Annotated in this window: 17 protein-coding genes; 7 read left to right on the top strand and 10 right to left on the bottom strand. The window is 56.0% G+C overall.

Annotated elements, in window-relative coordinates:
• Positions 1–148: 148 nt before the first annotated feature.
• Together KF947_RS19025 and KF947_RS19020 are read right to left on the bottom strand one after the other, a co-directional pair.
• Entirely contained in the window at positions 149–2506 is a 2358-nt protein-coding gene (locus tag KF947_RS19025) for a Tex family protein (RefSeq protein ID WP_133730292.1), read from the bottom strand.
• 80 nt (positions 2507–2586) lie between these two features.
• On the bottom strand, positions 2587–2817 hold the full coding sequence (locus KF947_RS19020) for a DUF1127 domain-containing protein (RefSeq protein WP_133730291.1): 231 nt from the start codon (positions 2815–2817) through the stop codon (positions 2587–2589).
• A gap of 122 nt (positions 2818–2939) precedes the next feature.
• Between KF947_RS19020 and KF947_RS19015 the strand changes: the two genes are divergently transcribed.
• The 6 genes from KF947_RS19015 to KF947_RS18990 all read left to right on the top strand — a co-directional run bounded on the left by KF947_RS19015 (position 2940) and on the right by KF947_RS18990 (position 11586).
• Positions 2940–3800, top strand: a complete 861-nt coding sequence (locus tag KF947_RS19015; RefSeq protein WP_223288219.1) for a LysR substrate-binding domain-containing protein — start codon at positions 2940–2942, stop codon at positions 3798–3800.
• A gap of 330 nt (positions 3801–4130) precedes the next feature.
• Positions 4131–6251, top strand: a complete 2121-nt coding sequence (locus KF947_RS19010; RefSeq protein ID WP_227404804.1) for a type VI secretion system Vgr family protein — start codon at positions 4131–4133, stop codon at positions 6249–6251.
• Complete coding sequence (locus tag KF947_RS19005) at positions 6236–7063, top strand: DUF4123 domain-containing protein (RefSeq protein WP_223288221.1); 828 nt, start codon at positions 6236–6238, stop codon at positions 7061–7063. The genes KF947_RS19010 and KF947_RS19005 overlap by 16 nt, the downstream gene beginning before the upstream one ends.
• Positions 7060–10353 carry a hypothetical protein gene (locus KF947_RS19000; RefSeq protein WP_223288222.1) on the top strand — a complete coding sequence of 1098 codons (3294 nt, stop codon included), beginning with the start codon at positions 7060–7062 and terminating at the stop codon, positions 10351–10353. Before KF947_RS19005 ends, KF947_RS19000 begins: the two co-directional genes overlap by 4 nt.
• Positions 10354–10369: 16 nt before the next feature.
• Positions 10370–11380, top strand: a complete 1011-nt coding sequence (locus tag KF947_RS18995; RefSeq protein ID WP_223288223.1) for a tetratricopeptide repeat protein — start codon at positions 10370–10372, stop codon at positions 11378–11380.
• A gap of 8 nt (positions 11381–11388) precedes the next feature.
• On the top strand, positions 11389–11586 hold the full coding sequence (locus KF947_RS18990) for a hypothetical protein (protein ID WP_223288227.1): 198 nt from the start codon (positions 11389–11391) through the stop codon (positions 11584–11586).
• Here the strand turns inward: KF947_RS18990 and KF947_RS18985 are convergent.
• The 5 genes from KF947_RS18985 to yrfG form a co-directional block, all read right to left on the bottom strand.
• On the bottom strand, positions 11535–12743 hold the full coding sequence (locus KF947_RS18985) for an alpha-hydroxy acid oxidase (protein WP_223288228.1): 1209 nt from the start codon (positions 12741–12743) through the stop codon (positions 11535–11537). The two genes, KF947_RS18990 and KF947_RS18985, sit on opposite strands and share 52 nt — an antisense overlap.
• 130 nt (positions 12744–12873) lie before the next feature.
• Positions 12874–14430, bottom strand: a complete 1557-nt coding sequence (locus tag KF947_RS18980) for a phosphoenolpyruvate carboxykinase (protein ID WP_133730288.1) — start codon at positions 14428–14430, stop codon at positions 12874–12876.
• 301 nt (positions 14431–14731) lie between these two features.
• On the bottom strand, positions 14732–15607 hold the full coding sequence (gene hslO, locus KF947_RS18975; protein ID WP_227404803.1) for an Hsp33 family molecular chaperone HslO: 876 nt from the start codon (positions 15605–15607) through the stop codon (positions 14732–14734).
• Between the two features lie 66 nt (positions 15608–15673).
• Positions 15674–16063, bottom strand: a complete 390-nt coding sequence (locus KF947_RS18970; RefSeq protein ID WP_071692655.1) for an RNA-binding S4 domain-containing protein — start codon at positions 16061–16063, stop codon at positions 15674–15676.
• Positions 16060–16752 carry a GMP/IMP nucleotidase gene (yrfG, locus tag KF947_RS18965; RefSeq protein WP_223288230.1) on the bottom strand — a complete coding sequence of 231 codons (693 nt, stop codon included), beginning with the start codon at positions 16750–16752 and terminating at the stop codon, positions 16060–16062. Before yrfG ends, KF947_RS18970 begins: the two co-directional genes overlap by 4 nt.
• A gap of 77 nt (positions 16753–16829) precedes the next feature.
• Between yrfG and nudE the strand changes: the two genes are divergently transcribed.
• Positions 16830–17471 carry an ADP compounds hydrolase NudE gene (gene nudE / locus KF947_RS18960; protein ID WP_227404802.1) on the top strand — a complete coding sequence of 214 codons (642 nt, stop codon included), beginning with the start codon at positions 16830–16832 and terminating at the stop codon, positions 17469–17471.
• Positions 17472–18783: 1312 nt separating this feature from the next.
• Here nudE and KF947_RS18955 read toward each other — a convergent pair.
• The 3 genes from KF947_RS18955 to KF947_RS18945 form a co-directional block, all read right to left on the bottom strand.
• The gene (locus KF947_RS18955; protein ID WP_223288231.1) at positions 18784–19842 is read right to left on the bottom strand and encodes an oxidoreductase; all 1059 of its coding nucleotides are present in this window, start codon (positions 19840–19842) and stop codon (positions 18784–18786) included.
• 42 nt (positions 19843–19884) lie between these two features.
• Positions 19885–21729 (bottom strand): dihydroxy-acid dehydratase, encoded by a 1845-nt coding sequence (ilvD, locus tag KF947_RS18950; protein WP_223288232.1) that lies wholly within the window; start codon positions 21727–21729, stop codon positions 19885–19887.
• Between the two features lie 207 nt (positions 21730–21936).
• Positions 21937–24144, bottom strand: coding sequence for a methyl-accepting chemotaxis protein (locus KF947_RS18945; protein ID WP_227404801.1), 2208 nt, complete (start codon positions 24142–24144; stop codon positions 21937–21939).
• Positions 24145–24224 lie beyond the last annotated feature (80 nt).

The following is a 24224-nucleotide window of genomic DNA, read 5'->3' as shown; positions in this document are numbered from 1 at the left end:
GGTGAACACTCCTTGTCAGTAAAGCCCGCCGTGAGCGGGCCTTGGTGTAGTCAGGTGGCATCGCCATCATCGCTGATTCAAAAACAGAAAACAGGATATGGCGGCAACGATCGTTTTTTCAAGACACCTTCGCTTCCAGGGCACGCGACTATTTGCCGCCACGCGCTTTCAGCAGCGCAGCACCCAGTGCACCCATAGGCTCCGGCGCTTCCGCTTTATTGGCGTTGTTACGCTGGTTTCGAGCCGGTTTACGGGCACCATTGTGTTGATCTTTAGGCGAGCCACTGAGCTTATTGGCACCGTTTTCAGCCTCAGGCTGGTCATCCAAACGCATCGATAGACCTACCCGTTTACGGGGGATATCGATGCTCATCACTTTAACGGTGACGATATCCCCTGCTTTGACTACGCTGCGCGGATCATCGATAAAACGATCAGATAGCGCCGAGATATGCACCAGGCCATCCTGATGAACGCCGATATCCACAAAAGCGCCGAAGTGGGTCACGTTGGTGACTGTGCCTTCGAGCACCATGGAAAGCTTGAGATCATTAAGGGTTTCGACCCCTTCGCGGAACTCAGCCGCTTTAAACTCAGGGCGAGGGTCGCGGCCGGGTTTATCCAGCTCTTTGAGGATATCGCTGACGGTGGGCACGCCGAAACGCTCATCGGCAAAATCGGCGGGCTTTAACGCTTTCAGAGCGGCGCTGTCGCCAATCAAGCCGCGCACTTCACGGCCGCTCTGCTTGGCGATACGTTCCACCAGTGGGTAGGCTTCCGGGTGGACGGCGCTGGCATCCAAGGGATTATCAGCATTGTGGATACGCAGGAAGCCCGCGCACTGCTCGAAGGTTTTGGCACCGAGGCGGCTCACTTCTAACAGCTCTTTACGGCTTTTGAAGGCGCCTTTGACATTGCGCTGGGCAACGATATTTTCGGCCAGCGCAGCACTCAGACCGGCTACCCGTGAGAGCAGTGCGCTGGAAGCGGTATTGAGGTCAACACCTACAGCGTTAACACAGTCCTCAATGACCACTTCCAGGCTACGCGATAGCTGCACCTGAGAAACATCGTGCTGGTACTGGCCCACACCGATGGATTTAGGCTCGATCTTAACCAGCTCGGCCAGCGGGTCTTGCAGGCGGCGGCCGATGGAAACAGCACCGCGGACGGTAACATCGAGATCCGGCATTTCCCGTGAGGCATACTCCGAGGCGGAGTAAACCGAGGCGCCTGCTTCAGAGACCATCACTTTGCTTAGCCGATGCGCTGGCGCCAGGGCTTTTAGCAGCTCCCCTGCGAGCTTGTCAGTTTCACGACTGGCGGTACCGTTACCCACCGCAATCAGCTCGACGCCGTGCTGTTTCACCAGCTTAGCCAGCACGTTCAAGGCTTCATTCCACTGGTTTTGCGGCGCATGGGGGTAGATAGTGGTGTGATCGACAAATTGCCCGGTAGCATCGATCACCGCAACCTTACAGCCGGTGCGCTGACCGGGGTCGATGGCAAGGGTGACTTTCTGCCCCGCCGGCGCGGCTAGCAGCAGGTCTTTTAGATTAGCCGCAAACACTTCAATGGCGGTAAGCTCAGCCTGTTCGCGCAGGCGACCCAGCAGCTCGGTCTCAAGTGCCGTGTAGAGCTTCACCCGCCAGGTCCAGCGAACGACTTCGGCTAACCACTTATCCGCCGGTCGGCCCTGGTCGCTGATCCCAAACTGCTTGGCAATCGCCAACTGGGCGGGGTGAATGAGAGCTTCGTCTTCGCCGGGTAGACGAATCGACAGGCTCAACACGCCTTCGTTACGCGCCCGGAACATTGCCAAGGCGCGGTGTGATGGCGCTTTGGCGAGTTTCTCATCGTGTTCGAAATAGTCGGAGAATTTGGCGCCCTCCTGCTGCTTGCCATCCAGAACGCGGGCACTGAGCTCGCCCTCTTGCCACAGCCGTTCACGCAGTTGGCCGATGAGTTCGGGATCCTCGGCGAAGCGCTCCATCAAGATCTGCTTGGCGCCATCCAGGGCGGCTTTGGCATCTTCGATGGCAGGGATATCACCCTCAGTCGGACGCAGATAGTTTTCCGCTTCGCTTTCCGGATTAAGCGTTGGATCGGCAAGCAGCGCATCCGCCAACGGCTCAAGCCCTGCTTCGCGAGCGATTTGCGCTTTGGTGCGGCGTTTTTTCTTAAACGGCAGGTATAAATCTTCCAGCCGCTGCTTGGTCTCGGCGGCGTCAATGCTGGCTTTCAGCGTAGCATCGAGCTTGCCCTGCTCATCAATGGCGACAAGTACCGCGGCGCGGCGCTCTTCCAACTCACGCAGATAGCGAAGACGTTCATCCAACTGGCGCAGCTGGATATCGTCCAGCGCGCCGGTGACTTCTTTACGGTAACGGGCAATAAACGGCACGGTGGCGCCGCCATCCAGCAGCTCCACCGTGGCAGATACTTGCTCGGGACGCACACCAAGCTCAGTGGCCAGGCGGGAAATAATACGCTGATTGACATCCATAAATTGCAACTAACTCATGCAGCATTTTTTAGTGCCAACAAGGTATCACAAACGCGCCACGGCTGGCATGACTTGCGGCTTCAGCGTCGCCACCCGTGGTCATCCCAGAACGGACGGCGTGACTCGCGCTGAACGGCTTCCCGGCTAATGCCAATATCTTTCAACATATCGTCGTTCAAATGGCGCAACGCATAGCGTTCACGACGCAGCTGCCGCCAGCGATAGAGCCTTTCCCGCCAGGTTACTTTTTTGTCGCACTGCTCCGCCTGCTGGCGCTGTACGTTTTGATGACTTGCGACTGAGCACTCCATTTCAACCTCCTTATAGCCGCTTACAACGGCATAGCAAATAAGCGTTGAAGGAAGTATTGAGCAGCGTCTAAAATCAATCCAACGAATACTCCTTATGCTCAACATCAGCAAGATTGATACTTATGGCTATGCTTCCCACGATCGATCACGAACTGCTACGTACCTTTGTTGCCATTGTTGATCAAGGCGGCTTTACCCGCGCCGCTCAGACGGTGAACCGCACCCAATCGGCAGTGAGTATGCAAATTAAGCGGTTGGAAGAGGACGTTATTCAGCGCCCGCTGTTTGTGCGCCAAAGCAAGCCGCTGCAGCTGACCAGCGAAGGCCATACGCTGCTGGGCTATGCGCGCAAGATTTTATCGCTGCAGGGAGAGGCGCTGACGCTGCTACGCCAGCCCGATATGGTGGGTCGTGTACGCCTGGGAGTGCCCGATGACTATGTGATGCGTTTTCTGCCCGGCATTCTGAAAACCTTCTCCCAAGCCTGGCCACTGGTAGATGTGGATGTGCACTGCGCGCCGTCTTCGGTACTCTCTCAGCAGCCTAAAGACAGCCTAGACCTGATCATTATGACCCGGGAAATTGGCGATGAGATTGGCACCATATTAAGACGGGAGCCCACGGTATGGGTCTCTGCTGAGAGCCACAGCACTCATTTACAGACACCGGTGCCCCTTGCCATGTTTGAGGCACCCTGCTTTTGTCGGCGTCACGCCTGCAATGCACTGGATCGCGCAGGCCGGGCCTATCGAGTCGCTTACAGCAGCCCAAGCTTGGCGACGTTACAGGCGGTTGTGGGGGCGGGATTGGCAGTGTCTGCCTGGATGCGCAGTTTAGTCACCGCCGACATGCAGATATTGGGTAAAATAGAAGGGTTTCCCGAACTGCCGGAAGCGTCCATCGTTTTGCAGCACACCTCCTCCACCCAGTCACCGATTATCGATAGCCTGGCCGAGCATATTGTTGAAGGGTTTAGGCTTTAATCTATGCCCGTTCTGATGCTGTACCTGCCTCCGAGCCCTTAGTAGCAGCTTGGCCAGCTCAACAGTGGCCAGTTCGCAATTCGTCTTCAGTAATTGAAGCTCCTCAGCACTCCAAATACTTCCCGGTTTGCCATCACTCTGGGAGCAGCACTTTTCAGCCAATCACCGCTAAGCTCCATAAGCTGTAAGACATCGCTTAAAATTTTGTAAGAGATCTCTTACAAACGTGTAAGAGATCCCTGTCACTTGCCCTCCAGGCCTTGCTCTCTGACCCCGGCTCGCTATCCTGACCGTTTCTCATTAGCAGTTGATGATCCAAGGAGCGGCATTATGTCTAAAAGGACGGGGGCGGATAGCACAGGCTTACAGTTTACCCTGACCCTACCCGGGGCCGATGACACCGCCGTGGTGCGCTTTACCCATCGTGAGGCCCTCTCTGAGCCGTTTTCGCTCTCGGTTGAGTTTGCCAGCCGCACCCACGACCTGTCGCCCAGCGACTGCTTGGATCAAAACGCCACCCTGACCATTTGGCAGGACGGCGAGCCGCTACGCCGCGTGCATGGCATGATTTCAGAGCTGCACCGCGGCGACAGGGGACACCGGCGCAGCTTCTATCGGGTGGAGATCCGTCCCGCGCTGTGGCGGTTATCGCTACGCCATAATTCGCGGATCTTTCAGGACACCTCGCCTTTTGACGCCATCACCACCCTCGCTAACGAGCGCAGTCTCACCGAACTCGGCTTTGCCACCACCCGCACGCCCCTCGACCGGGAGTTTCTGGTTCAGTATCGCGAGACCGACTTGGCCTTTATCGAGCGTTTAGCCGCCGAAGAGGGCTGCTTCTATTTCCATGAGTTCGAGAACGCCGAGGGCGGCAAACACCAGCTGGTGTTTGCCGATGCCACGGTGGTCTTGCCCAGCGTGGGCGAGCGCACCTACCACAGTCGCGCCGGGGGTACCCCGCCCCGACGCCACCTGCGTAAATTGCGTCAGGTTAGCCGGGTGCGCCCCGCCTCGGCGATGCTCAAGGATTACACATTTAAAAACCCTGCCTATGCGCAGATCCACGAGCACCAGGCGCCGGGGCTGGGCGAACACGCCCAGCGGGAGGATTACGAACACTTCGACTACCCCGGCCGCTACAAGAAGGATGCCTCCGGCAAGCCCTTTACCCGCCACCGCTTAGAGTCCCTGCGCGCCGATGCAACCACCGCCGAGGCCGAGAGTGACCTGCCGGAACTCGCCCCCGGTATCTGCTTTACCCTCACCGACCACGATATCGATAGCCTTAACCGCGCTTGGCAGGTGGTTTCGGTGGTTCACCACGGCGAACAGCCTCAGGCCCTGGAAGAGGACGGCATGGCCCGGGGAAATAACGGGAACAGTGCCCAATCAGGCGAGCTAATGACCCGCTACCACAATGACGTGGTGATCATGCCGAAGGATCAGACCTTCCGCCCGGTGCCCAACCCCAAGCCGCGGGTCGATGGCCCCCAGGTGGCCTTTGTGGTCGGCCCCGAAGGTGAAGAGATCTACTGCGACGAACATGGCCGGGTCAAGGTGCAGTTTCCCTGGGATCGCTACGCCGAGCCCAACGAAACCGCCAGTTGCTGGGTGCGGGTGGCCCAGGGCTGGGCCGGAGGGGGCTACGGCAGCATGGCGATCCCCCGGATCGGCCATGAGGTCATTGTTTCGTTTTTAGAGGGTGACCCCGATCAACCGCTAGTCACCGGGCGCAACTATCACGCGGTGAATACCCCGCCCTACCCACTGCCGGAGCACAAGACCCGAACGGTCATCCGCACCCAAAGCCACAAATCGGAAGGCTTTAACGAACTGCGCTTCGAGGACGCCACTGGTGAAGAGCAGATCTGGCTCCACGCCCAAAAAGACCTGGAGCTGCTGACCCTTAACGACCGCACCGAGGAGATCCGCCGAGACAGCCACCTCAAGGTGCGCAACGATCGCATCAGCGAGATCGATAACGACGATCATCACACGGTGCACGGTAACCGTTATACCAAAGTAAATGGCAATGATCACCTTACTGTTGATGGCACACAGCACATGCGATTAGGTCAGGCCTATTTGGCAGAAGCTGGGCAAGAGATACACCACAAAGCCGGTATGAAAGTGGTTATTGAGGCCGGTTCGGAGATCACTCTTAAAGTCGGCGGCAGCTTTATCAAACTAGACCCCAGCGGGGTAAGCATTGTTGGCTCACAGGTCAATATCAATTCCGGTGGCAACCCCGGCAACGGCAGCGGGCAAGCGACAGAAAGCCCGCTACTACCTGGGCATGCAATGGCGGAGGAGCATGAAGCAATACCGCCCACCTCACTGCCCAAGCTTACGGATTATCAACTGAGCGAAGCCGTCATTATGCCGATTTGCGGCAAGATGAGTAACACCCAATGCACCCGAGAGGATTGTCCATGCCTGGTTGGTTAAGCAATATTAGCGAGCGTAGCCGCCGGGTTGATCGTCCAGAAGGGAGCTTAAAGCACGGTCAAACGGTTTATGTCGTACTCGACCAGCGTCGTTCTCCGGATCAGTGTAGGTCACTGCTATCCCTTTCGGGCAAGCGCGACTTTATAGCGCTGTTTGCGGGTACGCCGCTGTCACCTCTATTGGAAGCCAGCCCCTGGCTACTGGATATTGAAGTAGGCAGTGAAGCTTGGCATTTCGCCAAAATGCTCTGCCAGCAGCGTTTGGGATGGGTGTGCCAACCACTGCCCAATGAAACGCTGTACAGCACTGCTGATTGTTTACAGGCACTCTTCATGCTGGATGACCCGCACGGCGGTAAATCATTGATCAATCTTCAGCAGCCTGCGGCCTGGATCGCACTGCTCGCCAGCGCTCCCGCCAGCATTTACTCACACTGGTTAAACTCTCTGCATCAAGTGGCAACCCCCACTCCTCAGGGCCAGTGGCTGGTGTGGCAGACCAATGCTCCCTTCTCTGCAACATCAGAGCGATGGCAACTTAGCGCCGCAATGGAAGCGGCGTTGAAGGAAAGCCAACAGGCGTGGTGGTTGAGTGATACCACCAAAATCCCCTTGGAAGAGTTGCCAAGAAACTGGCTGGAAAGGCTAAAAAAATGTTCGGGATGCGGCATTAAACGCGGACGTGACCTGATGCGCTTACTTGCAGCGATACAACACGCTGACGAGTCAATATGGATGCAGCATGAAGACATACTTCACGATCAAAGATTAACTACTAAGCAGCGTGTTAGTGCGATGGAGAGCTTAGCATGACGGCGAACGGGCCAAGCAACGCTATTAATTTAGATAGATTCAATCTAGGGCCTTATTTAGGCGAGATACCCGACGAAGAGCCCTTGATGTGTGTCGCCAAGCAGTGGGCTGACATTATTTACATCACCGGGACAGGCGACTTCTGGCTACTAACCCAAGACGTTGCTGATGCGCTACACGAAGCCTCTGACGAGTTGGCCGACTGGGTCCTTACCGAAGATCCAGAGCAACGCATGCGCCATTTGGCAGAAGATGCAGGCCTAATCGAGTGTTTTTTACCAGCTCGCCCGGAAAACTTTCTAGATGATAGTGAACGCCAAAGCGTCAAAGCAAAGCTGGAACGTTTAGCCGAGCTGCTGAATGCGGATAGAACTGAAGAGGAAGAAGCAATTGATGCCGGCCAGCGGGTGAGTGAGTACCGTCCGCTTATGGAAAATGGCTGGATGTGGATTTCGCCGCTTCTTGTGTCCGGCTCGTATGCCTGGGATCGGCTGACTCGCCCTGAAGAAACACGCTTGATCTCGGAACTGCATAGTCTTTATCAAACAGGCACCGAAAAGGCCAAAGAGGCTGGCTACGTACTGGATGGCGGTCGCTATTACGGCGCCTGGGAAGAAGAGATAGAGAAAGCGCTGGAGACTTACCGTCAATGCCGAGAGAAATTTATCCGCGAGATGGTTTCCGTCGACAACCCCGGTGAGTTCCTTTCCGTGAGTGAGGCGCTAACCGAATACCAAGCTTTCTTAGAAGATTGCGAATCCATGACGCCCAAAGACTCATCCCGTTGTGAGGTGATTAGGGATTACTTCCAGGCGTCAGCAGAGCAATTAGACGCCGATGTCTCTGCGTACCAAATGAGCATTCTCACCCTGGCAACCCTAGGCGTCGCAACGCCTGAGTGGGCATTGGCTGATGTAACGACAACCAGTATGCAGGGGCGGCTCGAACCGGGTGTCAACGGTTTCGATTACTACAACCGTACGCTTAAACAAGCGGTTGATATTTTCAAAGATATTGAGGATGAATTATCCGAATGGGCCACAGCCACGGCCCGTAGAGCTCAGCTACCGGTGCATTTATTCGAGGAAGAGCGAACAGAGTTTCAACGCCTAACCAACCAACTAGATGCGCTTTACGAGGCCGCCGAGCACCAGGTAGCGCGCATGGTTCCCCAGCGAGTGCTTTACTGGCAGGCGGATATAGAAGACCAGCGGCATGCGCTTGGCTACAAACGCCAATCCATTGATGTATTGGTGCGCAATGACTTCCCACTAAGGGAGTTTAGCTCCCCAATGGGACGGCGCTCTCTCAGTCATGTCAGCTTACGGCACTTAATGCGCGATATGCCCGATGCCGAACGAGCCACCTTAGAAAGGCACCTTGAGCAAGATGGCGTTCTGCCTGCCACGTTGTGGCAAGCCAACGAAACGGCCCTTTCCAGTTGGCTTGCACGGCGAGGCTGCGAACGCATTTTGCGACACACCGAATGGTTTGAAGAGCCACTAGGCTTTTTCCTACCCGACCAACTGTATGCCACCCTTTCGGCTCGGGGCCATATCGTCGAATCGTTGCAGGATAAAGGGGCCAAAGCTGACTGGAAAGACACCCTCGAAAAAATCATTTTCACCGGCCCCAGCCGAGAAAAACTACGCCTGTTTGATGCCAGCGCCCAGGCGCAAATGCTCCGTTTGGTGGGCATGCCACATACTGAGCTAAATGAGGCATTGGGGGTTCACTTTGAAGAGCCCGTCACGCTCATCGAACGCAATGCCACGCTGGAAGTGTTTGAGCTAGAGGAGACGAAGACAACCTCTGGGGTGAATGCCTCTAGCAGCGCGAAGCGAAATAACGAAGTTGGCGCGCAGCGCAATATGGGTGGCCCTCACGACCAGAGTTGGCAAAGCACCCGTGATCCTAATGCTAGAGGAACGAAGGTCAGTGGAGGCGTGAATCATCAGCTCTCCATCAAAGGCACGTACAACCTGGCACGGGGTGAAATCAGCTTGGGGACGTTTAACTTACCCGAAGAAGCCAACGCCCAGCCCTATTATGCCGTCTTGCAAGAAAACGACGGCGAACGACGCAACTTAGGTCGTTATTCATTACAGGTAACCGCTGTCGCTAAAGGGTTTGCGGGGGCCTCACTCGCGCTTACCGCTCAAACGGGGCTTAGCTTTGACCATAAAGGCGTCAAAATAACCGGGACAGAGTGGGCCAAGCGGGAAGCTGAAGGCGGCGCACTTAAGGCATTTGCCGGCGCTACGCTGGGGGTACAGACCGCCTGCTCGTTACGCTGGAAGCCGCCAATGGATATTACCCGCCAGCTACCTCAGCTGGCCGACCAGGATTGGCTAACCCTCAGCACCCAGCGAAACGACCTGGAGGTCTGGCGCTCACTGGGCAAAGCCGTATTGGGGCTGGAAGCCAACGGCGGTATTGGTGGCGAATTGGGTATGCGGTTGGGCCTTCATCAAGGCAAGTTTATTGCTTATGTTCGCGCCAAACTGGTTGCCGGGGTAGGCGTTGGTGGACAACTCGCGATTGAATTAGACCCGCGGCAGCTTAATCTGTGGATGATGATGCTGAGCCAGGCTCTGCGCGACAATGACTACGGATTTGTCGATTGGGTAGATGCTGACGCCTTTGAAGGCTTTAGCCACCTCTCCTATCTGGCCACCACCACCCTGCTGGATGTGAGCCTACTGGCCGCCCGAGGCATCGACGGTATTAAGCGCCTTTACGAGTTAATGACCCAGAGCAATCGAGCGGTGATGGTGGCTTATGCATTTGTAAACGATCCTCGGCAAAAAGAAATGTGTTCCTGGGTGCAGCATCTCCCGCCGGAAGCGCTGGGGCCGTTACTTAACACACTGATTACCTCTCCCGGTTGGTTTTTCCCTACCGTCGACATCGATGGAGATAAAGTTGATAGAGGGCGGGCCATTGATCTACAGCAAATCGCGATTGCCCAGTGTGTGGAGTGGCTGGAGCAAGGATATTTGGACAATCGCTACAGCCGAGAGGCCGCTGAGCATCTGTTTGAACGTGCCGTGGCAAGAATGTCCCAAACAGGTCAGTTTGATAGTTATTCTTCCTGGGTGGAGGCCTACTGCCATAATCGCGAAGAGTTGGATGAGTTTATGAAGCGAAATGGGGAGGGTAGTGCTGATGCTAGAAGAGAAAAAGAAAAATACGACCAAATATCTCGTCGATTAGGGACTGATATTGAGGAATATCGTGAGACTTATTCCACGCCTCGTGGCACACGGGTTCGCTATCGTGAAAATTAAAAAGGTACTGTTAGTCATGTTGTTTAAAAAAAGTGTGCTTGCTGCGCTATTAATGTGGTCACTAAATAGCTGGGCACTGCCAGCGGATATCCAGGCAGCTAAAGACGAAGGCATGCGCTTATGGGGCATTTCGGAATGGATAGAAATGCAGCCTTATCTAGAGCAGTCCGCCGAAGCGGGTGATGTGGAATCAATGTACTACCTAGGTGAAGCCACGCGGTTGTTAGGTCGAGGGCTAACCACTGAAGCCATGGAGTGGTACTTGAAGGCCGCCGAACAAGGCGACCCCTATGCCATGCTGCGTCTATTTCAAGGCGGTGCATGCATTGGGGGCAAATGCCCTGAAGGCAGTGACGATTGGCGCGAAGCCGCATTGGGCATCACCCTGCCCAAAGCCGAAGCCGGTGACCCGGAGGCTATGCTGGCGATGTACTACATCTACGCCAATCTCGATGCCTCTCGTTTGACCTCTGTTTACAATTTCCTGGGCATTCCCACCCGTGCAGGCAAGTGGCTAAAGCGGGCTGCCGAAGCCGGGCTTCCCGAAGCCCAAACCAGATGGGGGCGACATATTATGAACGGACGAGGCTGGTATTTTACGAGAAGCCGCCGCTTAGAAGCCGCCGAAAGCTGGTTTAGCCGTGCGGCTGAGCAGGGTTATGTACCCGCCATGGAGAAAATGGACTATGTGAACAGAGAGCAACAGGACTTTGAAGAGAGTTGGCGATGGAGGCAGCAAGCATCCAATAGCGGAAATATTGATAGCCGACTAGGAGTGGGATGGTGTTACTTGGACCCCAGCCACGATGAAGAGTGGTGTCCAAATGAACAGGATAAAACAAAAGGCTGGGCAATTCTCTATGCCATGTCTCATGAGTTGGGTGGAAAAGGTGCAGAAGATATTATGGATTGGAATCGAGAAAAATTAACCGCAGATCAGAAGTTGGAGGCTGAGGCACTAGCGGAAGCGGAATGGATAGGCCGTCACCCACCGCTCTCAAGATTTCCTCACCGCTTTGGTTTCTGAGTAGAGATATGGCAAAAGCAACGCATCTGCTATTCGTTTTATTGTTGCCGTTGATGTGGCCCCTCAATAGCTTGGCTTTACCCGCCGATATCCAGGCCGCTAAAGACGAAGGCATGCGCTTATGGGGCATTTCGGAATGGATAGAAATGCAGCCTTATCTAATGCAGTCTGCCGCAGCCGGTGGTGCCTCACCGGTTGTTGGTTGATAGAGGCAGGAGCGGTCTAGCTGAGAGAGGCTGGTCAGCCCGAGCAGCGCCATATTACGCTCAATTTCACGTTGTAAAAGATCGGCGACATGCTCTACCCCGGCCTGCCCTGCGCAGGCGGCGGCGTAGTTGAAGGGGCGCCCCACAAAGACAAAATCAGCCCCCAATGCCAGCGCCTTTATCACGTCGGTGCCACGCCGGAAGCCGCTGTCGATCATAATGGGAATATCACTCACGCGACGCTTGATCTCGGGTAGCACCTGGAGCGGTGAAATAGTGCAATCCAACTGGCGGGCGCCATGGTTTGAAAGAATAATGCCATCAACCCCTGCCTGCTGAGCACGTACTGCGTCTTCCGGGTTTAATATCCCTTTGACGATCAATGTATCGGGCCAAAGGCGCCGCACCAAATCGAGATAACCCCAGTCAAAATGGCGCCGCCCCGAAAAATCCCGCGCGGCTTGGCGGGAGATAACGGGCGCGCCCCGCTCGGCATAGTTGTTTTCAAAATGCGGCATGCCATGCTTCCACAAGGTGCGCAGGAAGGTATTGCACAGCCAGCCTGGGCGCAGCAAGCCATCCAAGGCTAGACGCAGGCTTGGCTCCAGCGGCGATGAAAACCCCGCACGGCGGAAATTATCGGGATTAGGAGGTACCGGGTAATCGAGGGTGACGACGAGTTTTTTGAAACCGGCCCGCTGGATACGCGCCAGTAGCGCTTCGATACCTTCTGGGGTTCCCGGTAGATATGCCTGGAACCAGTCGGCCCCTTCCACCCTGGCCACCTCCTCCATGGGCACCAGCGATGAACCACTCATAATCATGGGCAAGTTGCGCTTCGCTGCAGCCCGCGCCAGCACTAAGTCGCCCTGGTAAGTTGAAAGCGCACTAATACCCATGGGGGCGATACCGAACGGGACGGTGTAGCGTTTGCCATAAAGCTCGGTGTGCAGATCTATCTGCGAGACATTGACAAAGGCTTTGGGTAAAAAGCAGTACTCATCAAAAGCGCTCAGGTTCGCGCGCTGGGTTCGTCCATCCTCGGCGACATGGTCGATATAGCCAAAAATTGGCCTGGGTAGCTTGCGCCGCGCCAGCCGCTCAACATCGTGCAGATTATGAATACTGGCGAGCTTTTTTTGAGTCCAGAAATTCACGTTAGGCTCCTTAGCTTTTTCAACCACGCACCACCGCTAGGCGAAAAAATCATGTCCACAAAAATGGGGCAGTGCCGTAGCGCTGCCCCATTCTATACATTTATTTTTGTAAACCTAGCTCAACGGCGTCTTAGCCTAGCTGAGGGCCTGCCTTGATGATCGCTTCGTTGACGCCTTCAAATTTCTTGAAGTTATCGACGAACTTGGTCGCTAGGTCTTTGAGGTGACGGTCATAGGCGTCACGGTCTTGCCAGGTTTCACGCGGGTCGAGCAGGCTGGAGTCGACGCCCGGCACGGCAAGCGGCACTTGCAGATTGAGCCCATCAATGTGCTTGGTGTCGATGTCGCGCAGAACACCAGACTGAATGGCGCTGATGATGGCACGCGTGGTCGGAATGGAGAAACGTGCGCCACCTTCGCCGTAAGCGCCGCCGGTCCAGCCGGTATTAACCAGGTACACCTGGGCGTCTTTTTTCTCGACACGCTTGATCAGTAGATCAGCGTACTCACGGGCAGGACGCGGGAAGAACGGTGCGCCAAAGCAGGTAGAGAATGTGGCGGCCAGGCCTTCCGAGGAGCCCATTTCAGTGGAGCCAACTTTAGCGGTGTAACCGGACAGGAAGTGATACGCCGCGGCTTCTTTGGAAAGAATGGATACCGGGGGCAGTACGCCGGACATATCGCAGGTCAGGAACACGATGGCATTCGGCTCGCCCGCCAGGTTTTCCGCTACGCGCTTCTCAACGTGCTCTAACGGGTAGGCGGCACGAGAGTTTTGCGTCAGGCTATCGTCGGCGTAATCAGGTTCACGGCGGTCGTCCAGCACCACGTTTTCAAGTACGGTGCCAAACTTGATGGCGTTCCAAATGACCGGCTCGTTCTTCTCGGAAAGATCGATACATTTAGCGTAGCAGCCGCCTTCCATATTGAAGACAATGCCGTCGCCCCAAGCGTGCTCGTCGTCACCAATCAAGAAGCGCGCCTGATCCGCCGAGAGCGTGGTTTTACCTGTGCCAGAGAGACCGAAGAAGAGACAGGTTTCACCATCTTCACCCACGTTCGCCGAACAGTGCATCGGGAGTACGTCGGCGGCTGGCAGCAGAAAGTTCTGCACCGAGAACATGGCTTTTTTCATTTCACCGGCGTAGCGCATACCGGCGATAAGCACTTTTTTCGCGGCGAAGTTGATGATCACGCAGCCATCAGAGTTGGTGCCATCGCGAGCAGGGTCACACTCAAAACCTGCGGCGTTAAGAATCGTCCACTCGTCTTTAACCGCCTGATTGTAGGCCAGCGGGCGCACAAACATGGTACGACCAAACAGGTTTTGCCAAGCGGTTTCGGTGGTGACGCGCACCGGCAGATAGTGAGTAGAATCACTACCCACGTGCAGTTCAGAGACAAAATGCTCTTGGCTGATCAGGTGGTCATTGACTCGATCCCACAGGGCGTTGAACTTGTCGGCGTCGAAGGGCTGGTTAACGTTGCCCCAATCGATTTGGCTGCTAGTGGAGGGTTCATCAACGATATAGCGGTCTTTCGGTGAGCGGCCGGTGCGCAGGCCGGTATTGACTACCAAGGCGCCGTTGGCTGAGAGGCGTCCTTCGCCACGTGCCACTGCGCGCTCAACTAGTTCGGCGCTGCTGAGATTAACGTGTGATTGGGGAGCGGCTTGAGTCGTGGTCATGTCGATTCCTGGGCTTCTCTCGATTTACCGGGCGTCACCGACGCCTTGATGTTCATCCCAACCACTGTAAAACCGGCTGGGTGCGCTGAAGTCCGGCGCATTATGGCAAAAAGAAAGCCCCCAGGAAACGGGGGCGAAGATCAAATATCTTGTAGTTAAACTACTACAAAGGCACTACATTTTGTGTTGCAACGCAGTAAAAATTAAAACAGTCGTTTGCAAGAACCGCCAAAATCATTGAATACAATGGCGCTCCTAGTACAGCAGGTAGTCGCCCTGGTATACGCTTTCGACTACATAGTTAGTGAATCGTGGGCGATGGCGCTTCGGGGTCGTCCAACAAAGTTTCAATATCCGCTGCTGTGTAGTGATATTTCGTATGGCAAAAGTGGCATTGGGTATCAATAGCCCCCTGCTCGTGCAAAATATCGCGCAGTTCCTCCTTGCCCAGAGAGTGCAATGCGTAGCTCATACGCTCCCGGGAGCAGGTGCAGCCAAAGCGCAGCGCTTTGGGTTCAAAAACGCGCACGGTCTCTTCGTGATAGAGACGATGCAGCACCTCGCGCTGCTCCAGGCCGAGCAGCTCTTCCGTTTTGATCGTATCGGCTAGCTGTACGCTGCGATCCCAGGCATCGACATCCTGGTTTTGTGACTCTTCTGGTAACCGCTGAAGCAGTAACCCGCCCGCCCGCTTCTCATCTGCCGCTAACCAGAGGCGGGTTGGCAACTGTTCGGACTGGCTGAAATAGGCTTCCAGACAGCCACCCAGGGACTCTTGATCCAGCGCCACAATACCTTGATAGCGATTACCTTCCCGGGGATCGAGGGTAATCACGATCTGCCCCTCGCCCACCAGTTCGCGGAAGCTGGCGTGCTCGCTGGGCAGTGCGGCGTCTTCTGCTATGCGGGCAATCGCGCGCAGTTCGCCACCGGGGTTGGATTCGGCCATTAACAGTGACAGAACGCCGCGTCCACGCACTTCGATACTCAGCGTGCCATCCAACTTCACGGTATCAGTTAGCAGGGCCACGGCGGCTAATAGCTCGCCCAGCAGCTCATTCACCGCTGGTGGATAGGCGTGGCGATCCAACACTTCGTGATAGGCGCCCGCCAGGGTGACGATCTCGCCGCGGACATTGGTGTGATCGAACATAAAGCGCTGAATTTGATCGGACATAATTTGGCAACCTAGTATTTTAGAACAGCAAGTATTTAAGGAAGGCTAGCGTTTAACAGCGAGGATCTACTCACCCTGATGGCGCTGGAAGCGCTGGATATCGCGGCGCTGCTTTTTGTCGGGGCGTTTGAGCGGATGCTGCATCGCTTCGTTAGTGAGGCGTCTTGCTTCGGCCTCTTTAGCACGACGCTGCACACTCTCTTCGGTTTCCGCATAGAGCGTGCGGGCTTCTGGTGCCCCGCGACGTTGATCCGAAAGCGATAAGACCTCTACCTCCAATATCTCCCAGCCCTGGGGCACGCGAATAAGCGCACCGATTTCCACCTGCTTGCTGGTTTTAGCGCGGCCGCCGTCGTAATTCACTTTCCCGCCCTCAATGGCTTTCTTGGCCAGTGCGCGGGTCTTAAAAAAACGTGCGGCCCACAGCCATTTATCCAAGCGTACGCTCTCGCTCATTTAGGCACTCCTTGGGTTGCTGACACCTGTTCAGGAAGCTTTTCGGGTAACAGGTGAGCAAAGCGATCAAGAGCAATAAATTCTTGCAGCTCTTTTTCAGGCCGCTGGCTGTCGGGCTGTTTAATGCCCAGCAAATGCTTAATGCCAAACTCACGAGCACTCTCGAGCACGCGGGCGTTATCATCGATAAACAGCGTGCGCGCGGGATCAAAAGCTTCGATGTCTTGTAGCGCAAACCAAAACGCCTGCTCCTCTTTGGCAGCTCCTACGTCCTCGGAAGAGACAATCACGTCCAGGTAACTTTCCAAACCGGTGAGCGGCAGCTTCAGGGCAAGACTCGCACGATCCGCATTAGTGGCGAGCACGACCCTCGGATGGGCCTGTTTGAGCCATTTGAGGAAATCCAGAGCATCGCTACGCAGGCCTATCAAGTGTTGGACTTCGCGCTTCAGAGCGACGATATCCACGCCCAGCTCGCGGCTCCAGTACGCCAGGCTGTACCAGTTCAAGGTGCCCTGCCCGCCGATAATGCGCGCACGCAGCGCCTCCTGGGAAGCCTCATCCAGTTGGTGCAGTTCGCGGTAGCGCCGCGGCAGATGCTCGAGCCAAAAGTGGCTGTCGAAGTGTAAATCCAGCAGCGTGCCGTCCATATCCAAGAGGACGGTGTCTATCTCGCGCCAATCAATCATTGCCGCTCCAGTCACGTTAGGAGTAAGCGTGCTATTGTAGCTTAACCGCCTTTTACCAGCCATGGAGGCCCACTTTTATGTCTACGTCCCCCCCAACGCGCGACACCTTCAATCACCCTGAAGGCGCCAGTACCAAGCGCTCGGGCTACCAGCAAAAGCCGCAAATTTTGGCTCGCAAGAGCGTGGCCCAGAGCCGTTTATTCCAGATTGAGTCGCTTGATTTGCGTTTTTCTAACGGAGAAGAGCGCCAATTTGAGCGTTTGACCGGCGCTGATCGCGGCGCAGTGATGATGGTGGCGATGCCCGACCCAGACCACGTACTGCTGATCCGCGAATACGCCGCTGGATTTGAAGATTATGTGCTCACCCTGCCTAAGGGGTTGGTCGACCCTGGCGAAGATATCATTACCGCGGCTAACCGGGAGCTGATGGAAGAGTGTGGCGTAGGCGCTCACCGCATTGAACCGCTGGTCGAGCTCTCGTTGGCGCCCAACTATATGCGTCACCGTATGCAGGTACTCCTCGCCACCGACCTGTACCCCAAGCGCCTGCCGGGGGATGAGCCCGAGCCGTTGATTGTGGAAACCCACGCCATTGAGGAACTGCCCGCCCTGCTACTGCGCGAGGATTTTCACGAAGCCCGCGCCATCGCCGCGCTCTATATCGCCCGGGATAGGTTGCGGGAAGAGAAGCGCAATAGTGCAACGGATTTATTGTGAAACAATAATTAGCTTGGCCGAGAGCAGCCTTTAGGCTCCGCACCATTGTAGGAGGCCACTTTTAGTGGTGGTTCGACACTTCGACGATGGGTGCCGAAGGCCCCCCTTGGCTTAAGCTGGCTGGCAGCCTAACCCATCGCGAGCTGAAGCTCCCTCCTACAACTAACGCCTAGCACCGGTGTACGTATCAGGCTCTGTGCCATTGTGGGAGGCCACTTTTAGTGGGCGATGGGTGCCGAAGGCGCCCCTTAGCTTAAGCTGGCTGGAAGCCTAACCCATCGCGAGCTGAAGCTCCCTCCTACAACTAACGCCTAGCACCGGTGTACGTATCAGGCTCTGCGCCATTGTGGGAGGCCACTTCCAGTGGGCGATGGGTGCCGAAGGCGCCCCTTAGCCTAAGCTTGCTGGAAGCCCAACCCATCGCGAGCTGAAGCTCCCTGCTACAACTAACGCCTAGCACCGGTGTACGTATCAGGCTCTGTGCCATTGTGGGAGGCCACTTCCAGTGGGCGATGGGTGCCGAAGGCGCCTCTTAGCTTAAGCTGGCTGGAAGCCTAACCCATCGCGAGCTGAAGCTCCCTCCTACAACTAACGCCTAGCACCGGTGTAAGTGTCAGGCTCTGTGCCATTGTGGGAGGCCACTTCCAGTGGGCGATGGGTGCCGAAGGCGCCCCTTAGCTTAAGCTGGCTGGAAGCCTATCCCATCGCGAGCTGAAGCTCCCTCCTACAACTAACGCCTAGCACCAGTGTACGTATCAGGCTCTGTGCCATTGTGGGAGGCCACTTCCAGTGGGCGATGGGTGCCGAAGGCGCCCCCTTAGCTTAAGCTGGCTGGAAGCCTAACCCATCGCGAGCTGAAGCTCCCTCCTACAACTAACGCCTAGCACCGGTGTACGTATCAGGCTCTGTGCCATTGTGGGAGGCCACTTTTAGTGGGCGATGGGTGCCGAAGGCGCCCCTTAACTTAAGCTGGCTGGAAGCCTAACCCATCGCGAGCTGAAGCTCCCTGCTACAACTAACGCTTAGCACCGGTGTACGTATCAGGCTCTGTGCCATTGTGGGAGGCCACTTCCAGTGGGCGATGGGTGCCGAAGGCGCCCCTTAGCTTAAGCTGGCTGGAAGCCTAACCCATCGCGAGCTGAAGCTCCCTCCTACAACTAACGCCTAGCACCGGTGTACGTATCAGGCTCTGTGCCATTGTAGGAAGCCACTTCCAGTGGGCGATGGGTGCCGAAGGCGCCCCTTCGCTTAAGCTGGCTGGAAGCCTAACCCATCGCGAGCTGAAGCTCCCTGCTACAACTAGCTCCTACTTCTAAAGATGATTTTTCAATGCGATCCAACGACGTTGGCGGTGGCTGTCCAGGCCTGCTTCCAGTAGGGCCATTGAGCGCAAAGCGTCGTCGACGCTGACCGGTAACGGTGCTTTATCGCGGATAGCGGCAGCAATGCCTTGGTAATAGGCCAGGTAGTCCCCCGGCAGCGTTGGAAGTTCACAACGCGTTAGCGGCGCGTTATCCCCCTCTCCTTCACGCAGCGTCAAGGTGCCATGTTGGCTATCTTCGCCCCATTGGGATGTCGGCACTTCGCCTGCTTTTAAGCGATCCTCTTGAGGGTCTAAGCCGTATTTTATAAAGCTGCCTTGGGTGCCATTAATCCGAAAGCGCGGCGTTGGTTCGGCCACCAGCGTGCCCGCCGCCAAGGTAACGCGAAAGCTTTCGTAGTCGAGCAGCGCCAGGAAGTCATCGTCAGCCTGGGCGCCATCTCGCAGCACGCCGAGTTCTAGCAGAATAGACTGGGGCATGCCAAACAGCTCACAGGCTTGATCTAGCAAATGTGGCCCCAGATCAAACCAAATGCCGCCACCAGGGGTGGCCTTCTCGCGCCAGCGATCGCGCACTTCCGGGCGGAAACGGTCAAAGTGAGATTCAAAATTGACCAGGCGTCCTAGCGTCCCCGCCTCAAGCAGGGCTTTAACGGTCAAGAAATCGCTGTCCCAACGACGGTTGTGAAACACCGACAATAGACGCTCTTTATCATCCGCTAACTTTTTGAGCAGCTTTCCTTCCGATAGGGTGACCGTGAACGGCTTATCGACCACTACGTGCTTGCCCGCCGAGAGAGCGGCTTTGGCGAGGGAGAAGTGGGTATCGTTAGGGGTGGGAATAACGATCAAATCAATATCGCTACGCTGACAAAGCGCTAATGCCTGCGCCTCTACCTCAACATCCGGCAGTGACGCCTGCACCTTGGCGGCATCGCTTGAAGACACCGCGACCAAGTCCAGGCCTTCCGTGGCCTGAATCAGCGGTGCGTGGAAGGTTTGGCTAGCGAAACCGTAGCCGACTAATCCAACGTTTATAATCGCCTTCATTTGATTCCTTACTCGGGCTGATTGTGTGTTTCAGTGCGTGTATCAGTCGAGCTTGCTTAGATCCCGAACAGCCCCTTTGTCAGCGGAGGTCGCCAACAGCGCATAGGCTTTAAGTGCCGGGGTTATCTTACGTGGACGCTGTTCAGCAGGCTTCCAGGCAGTGGCGCCTTTGGCTTCCATCGCTTCTCGGCGGGCCGCCAGTTCAGCATCCGTCAGTTTGACGTTGATCGCCCGGTTTGGGATATCGATACGGATCAGGTCGCCCTGCTCGATTAGTCCAATCGCGCCGCCCGCCGCTGCTTCAGGAGAAACATGGCCAATAGAGAGCCCTGAGGTGCCGCCAGAGAAGCGCCCGTCGGTCAGTAGCGCGCAAGCTTTACCCAATCCTTTGGATTTGAGATAGGACGTCGGGTAGAGCATCTCCTGCATACCGGGGCCACCTTTCGGCCCTTCGTAGCGAATCACAACCACATCACCCTCTTTGACTTTATCCGCCAGCACATCGGCGACCGCCTGATCCTGGGACTCCACCACATGGGCGGGGCCTTCAAAGACCAGAATCGAGTCATCGACCCCGGCGGTTTTGACCACGCAGCCATCCAGCGCGATATTGCCGTAGAGCACGGCTAAGCCGCCCTGCTGAGAGAAGGCGTGCTCAAGGTCGCGAATACAGCCGGTGGCGCGGTCACCATCCAAGCTCGGCCAGCGGGCACTTTGGGAAAATGCCGTTTGGGTCGGTACACCGCCGGGGCCTGCTTTAAAGAACTCAACCACCTCAGCGCTTGGCGAGCGCATGATATCCCACTCATCCAGCGCTTCTTTTAAGCTATCGCCATACACAGTGGGCACAGACGTATCCAGCACTCCGGCACGATCCAGCTCCCCCAGAATGGCCATAATGCCGCCTGCACGGTGGACGTCTTCGATATGGTACTTCTGGGTATTGGGCGCTACTTTGCAGAGCTGGGGTACTTCACGAGAGAGGCGGTCAATATCCGACATGGTGAAGTCAACTTCGGCTTCCTGGGCCGCCGCCAGGAAGTGCAAAATGGTGTTGGTCGAGCCGCCCATGGCGATATCCAGGGTCATAGCGTTTTTGAACGCTGCCTTGGAGGCAATGGCGCGAGGCAACAGGTGCGCCTCATCGCCTTCGTAATAGCGCTTAGCCAGCTCGACAATACGATGGCCAGCAGTTTCAAACAGGCGACGACGATCAGAGTGCGTCGCCAGCACGGTGCCGTTGCCAGGCAAGGCCAGGCCCAGCGCTTCGGTTAAGCAGTTCATTGAGTTGGCGGTAAACATGCCTGAACAACTGCCGCAGGTAGGGCAGGCGCTGCGCTCTACTTCTGCCAGGGTGTCATCATCCACGCTGTCGTCGGCGGCCATCACCATGGCATCGACTAAATCTAAACCATGGTTGAGCAGCTTGGTTTTACCCGCTTCCATGGGGCCGCCGGAAACAAAGATCACCGGAATATTGAGACGCAACGCGGCCATCAGCATCCCGGGGGTAATCTTGTCGCAGTTGGAAATACACACCAGCGCATCGGCGCAGTGGGCGTTACACATATACTCAACGCTGTCGGCGATCAGGTCGCGGCTGGGCAGCGAGTAGAGCATGCCATCGTGGCCCATGGCGATACCGTCGTCCACCGCAATGGTATTGAACTCTTTGGCGACGCCCCCGGCCTTCTCAATCTCCCGTGCCACCAGTTGGCCCATATCTTTTAAGTGGACATGGCCCGGCACAAACTGGGTAAAGGAGTTGGCTACCGCAATAATCGGCTTTTGAAAGTCGCCGTCTTGCATACCAGTGGCGCGCCATAGCGCGCGGGCACCGGCCATATTGCGACCGGCGGTGGTGGTACGTGAGCGATACTCTGGCATGGCTTCCTCTACTCTCTAATAATAGCTAGGCTCTATTTTTTATTAACCCACAGCACCTAAAGCCGCGGGCTAGGCTAATGCTGAAAAATATCAGTGTTTTTTGATTGTGGCATGAGCAATGCGCAGAGACTAGATGTAGAGGCTTGATGAAGAGGCTAAATAGAGAGATTCGATGGCGAGTGAAGCGCCCTCCATGGCGCCGATTTCTCAGAAGGTCGCCCACGCCTCTTCGGCTGGCTGGGCTTGGGCAGTACGCTGCGGCAAGGAGCTCTGGGCCGACGCTAATGCCTGGGCAGCTGCCGCTACTGATAGCGAGGAACCAAGCCCTGCTTGTTTGAGCAAGCGCTCACGCGCCGTCTCGCTGCTCTCTTCGGCGGCGCCCTCTAAGCGGAAGGCGGCGATCACATTGGCCAGGCTTAGTGCTTCGCGGGTGAGATCTTGAGCGGCGCTGGAAATTGACTGCACTTTGGAGGCATTCTGCTGGGTGACATGATCCATCTCCGCGACGGCAGTATTGATTTGCGCGATACCGTTGCTCTGCTCACCGGAGGCGGTGCTAATCTCTTCCATGATATCGCTGACTTTCATCACCTGGGTAACGACCTGTTCAATAGCGGCTTCGGCCTCTTTTACCGCCTGGGCACCCCCACTGATCTCCTGGGAGGAGGCGTCGATCAAGCGGCGAATTTCACCGGCGGCATCGGCGCTGCGACCGGCTAAATTACGCACTTCGTTAGCCACTACCGCAAAGCCACGCCCCTGCTCGCCAGCCCGTGCCGCTTCAACCGAGGCATTCAATGCCAGAATATTGGTTTGAAATGCGATGCCGTCGATGACGCTAATGATGTCGGTCATCTTATCGGCGCTGGCAGCGATACGCTCCATCCGCTCCACTAGCGCCTGCATACGCTCGCCGGTTTCACGGCTGGTGGTGGCGTTTTGCATGGCCAACTGATTGGCCTGACGGGCGTTTTCGCTGTTTTGCTGCACGGTCGCCGTCATTTGATCCATGCTAGAAGCAGTTTGCTGCAGCGAGGAGGCCTGCTGCTCAGTGCGCGATGCCAGCTCCTCATTCTGCTGTTTGATATGCTCAGATGCTGGGGTCACCACATCGACTTTGCTGCCCACCTCGGTGATCAACCCCGACAAGCTAGCGCGCATGGTTTCCAGCGAACTCAACAGCTCGCCCAACTCGTCACTACGCTTTAAGGTCACTCGGTTGGCGAGGTTACCCGCGGCAATTTGGAACGTTACCCGGCGCGCCTCGTTGAGCGATTTAATCAGCGATTTGAGTACCGCCATGCTTAGCCCCACCATTAACACAATACCCAGCAACAGGACGCCCAACTGACCATATAGTAATACCTGTTGCTGCTGTTCGGCATTTTCCATTAGCGTATGCGCGGCGGCTCGTTCCTGTTCAACCAATACGTTGATAGTGGCACTAATACTTTCAGAGGTGGGCTGCACGTTGTCATTAAAGGCTTCAAAGGCGGCAAAGCCGTTGCCATCCTGAATAGCCGTCAGGGTGATAGCGGCGTTTTCAATAAAGGTGGTGATATGAGCCGTTAACCCCTCTTGCACACCGCCGGTTTCGCGCGCTGCAGTATAGCCTTGCCACGATTGCTCAATGTTGGCACTCATGGCGGCTAATTGGCTTTCAAGGGCATCAAGATCCGCTCGCCTCGGGTTGCGTACCGCAGGCTCTAGCGCCTGGGTCGCTTGACTAACCCGCTGGTCAATCTGCTGAAGATCGGAAATGCCTTCAAGGCCAGTTTGATTGAGGGTGCGCAATCGCTCAGCGGAACTGGTTAAGCCATACACCCCCGCCGCCCCTGCGATGACTAATAAAACCACTGAAGCCAGCACCATGCCCATTAGTTTGGCCTGCATACTGCTGAAACTAAAACGCTTTGCCCAACCGCGCAGCCCAGTGTGGCGTATTGCACCAAAATGGAGCTTGAAACCACGGGTTTTGCCCTGTTGCATAGCAGCGTATACCCGCTCTGCCCGGGCAATGGCTAGACCTTCCGCTTTGCGCCGAATAGAGGTATAGCCCACCACACGGTCACCATCGAGCAGCGGCGCGACGGTGGTATGCATCCAATACGCTTCGCCAGAGTGACGGCGATTCTTGATCAGCCCCTGCCAGGTTTTACCGGCTTCAATGGTTTCCCACAGGTTCTGAAATACCGCTTTGGGCATGCTGGGGTGGCGGAACAGGCTATGGGGTTCTCCCATGATCTCGTCCAGCGTGTAGCCACTCACCTCCACGAAGGTTTGATTGGCGTAGGTGATTCTGCCCTGCAAATCCGAGCGCGAGATAAGCACTTCATCATCAGCCAACTCGTATAAGCTGGATGATGTTTGCCTCGATACTGATTGCGTAGATGTTGCCTGTTTAGCACTGCGCATTTAGAACCCCTACTTTTTTATTGACGGCTTACGCCATCATTAGAATCAGATTAGGGGCAATGCATAAAGCATGCCACCGC

This window comes from Halomonas sp. FeN2 (assembly GCF_020595105.1).
Taxonomy (GTDB): domain Bacteria; phylum Pseudomonadota; class Gammaproteobacteria; order Pseudomonadales; family Halomonadaceae; genus Vreelandella; species Vreelandella neptunia.
This window is presented reverse-complemented; position numbering and strand designations above follow the sequence as displayed.

What these genes read in the sequence shown, in the direction of transcription:
- KF947_RS18945 (WP_227404801.1), bottom strand. Translation starts at nt 24,144, where the DNA reads ATGCGCAGTGCTAAACAGGCAACATCTACGCAATCAGTATCGAGGCAA.
- KF947_RS19010 (WP_227404804.1), top strand. Translation starts at nt 4,131, where the DNA reads ATGTCTAAAAGGACGGGGGCGGATAGCACAGGCTTACAGTTTACCCTG.
- KF947_RS18980 (WP_133730288.1), bottom strand. Translation starts at nt 14,430, where the DNA reads ATGACCACGACTCAAGCCGCTCCCCAATCACACGTTAATCTCAGCAGC.
- KF947_RS19000 (WP_223288222.1), top strand. Translation starts at nt 7,060, where the DNA reads ATGACGGCGAACGGGCCAAGCAACGCTATTAATTTAGATAGATTCAAT.
- KF947_RS18955 (WP_223288231.1), bottom strand. Translation starts at nt 19,842, where the DNA reads ATGAAGGCGATTATAAACGTTGGATTAGTCGGCTACGGTTTCGCTAGC.
- KF947_RS19020 (WP_133730291.1), bottom strand. Translation starts at nt 2,817, where the DNA reads ATGGAGTGCTCAGTCGCAAGTCATCAAAACGTACAGCGCCAGCAGGCG.
- hslO (WP_227404803.1), bottom strand. Translation starts at nt 15,607, where the DNA reads ATGTCCGATCAAATTCAGCGCTTTATGTTCGATCACACCAATGTCCGC.
- KF947_RS19025 (WP_133730292.1), bottom strand. Translation starts at nt 2,506, where the DNA reads ATGGATGTCAATCAGCGTATTATTTCCCGCCTGGCCACTGAGCTTGGT.
- nudE (WP_227404802.1), top strand. Translation starts at nt 16,830, where the DNA reads ATGTCTACGTCCCCCCCAACGCGCGACACCTTCAATCACCCTGAAGGC.
- KF947_RS18995 (WP_223288223.1), top strand. Translation starts at nt 10,370, where the DNA reads ATGTTGTTTAAAAAAAGTGTGCTTGCTGCGCTATTAATGTGGTCACTA.
- yrfG (WP_223288230.1), bottom strand. Translation starts at nt 16,752, where the DNA reads ATGATTGATTGGCGCGAGATAGACACCGTCCTCTTGGATATGGACGGC.
- ilvD (WP_223288232.1), bottom strand. Translation starts at nt 21,729, where the DNA reads ATGCCAGAGTATCGCTCACGTACCACCACCGCCGGTCGCAATATGGCC.
- KF947_RS18990 (WP_223288227.1), top strand. Translation starts at nt 11,389, where the DNA reads ATGGCAAAAGCAACGCATCTGCTATTCGTTTTATTGTTGCCGTTGATG.
- KF947_RS19005 (WP_223288221.1), top strand. Translation starts at nt 6,236, where the DNA reads ATGCCTGGTTGGTTAAGCAATATTAGCGAGCGTAGCCGCCGGGTTGAT.
- KF947_RS19015 (WP_223288219.1), top strand. Translation starts at nt 2,940, where the DNA reads ATGGCTATGCTTCCCACGATCGATCACGAACTGCTACGTACCTTTGTT.
- KF947_RS18970 (WP_071692655.1), bottom strand. Translation starts at nt 16,063, where the DNA reads ATGAGCGAGAGCGTACGCTTGGATAAATGGCTGTGGGCCGCACGTTTT.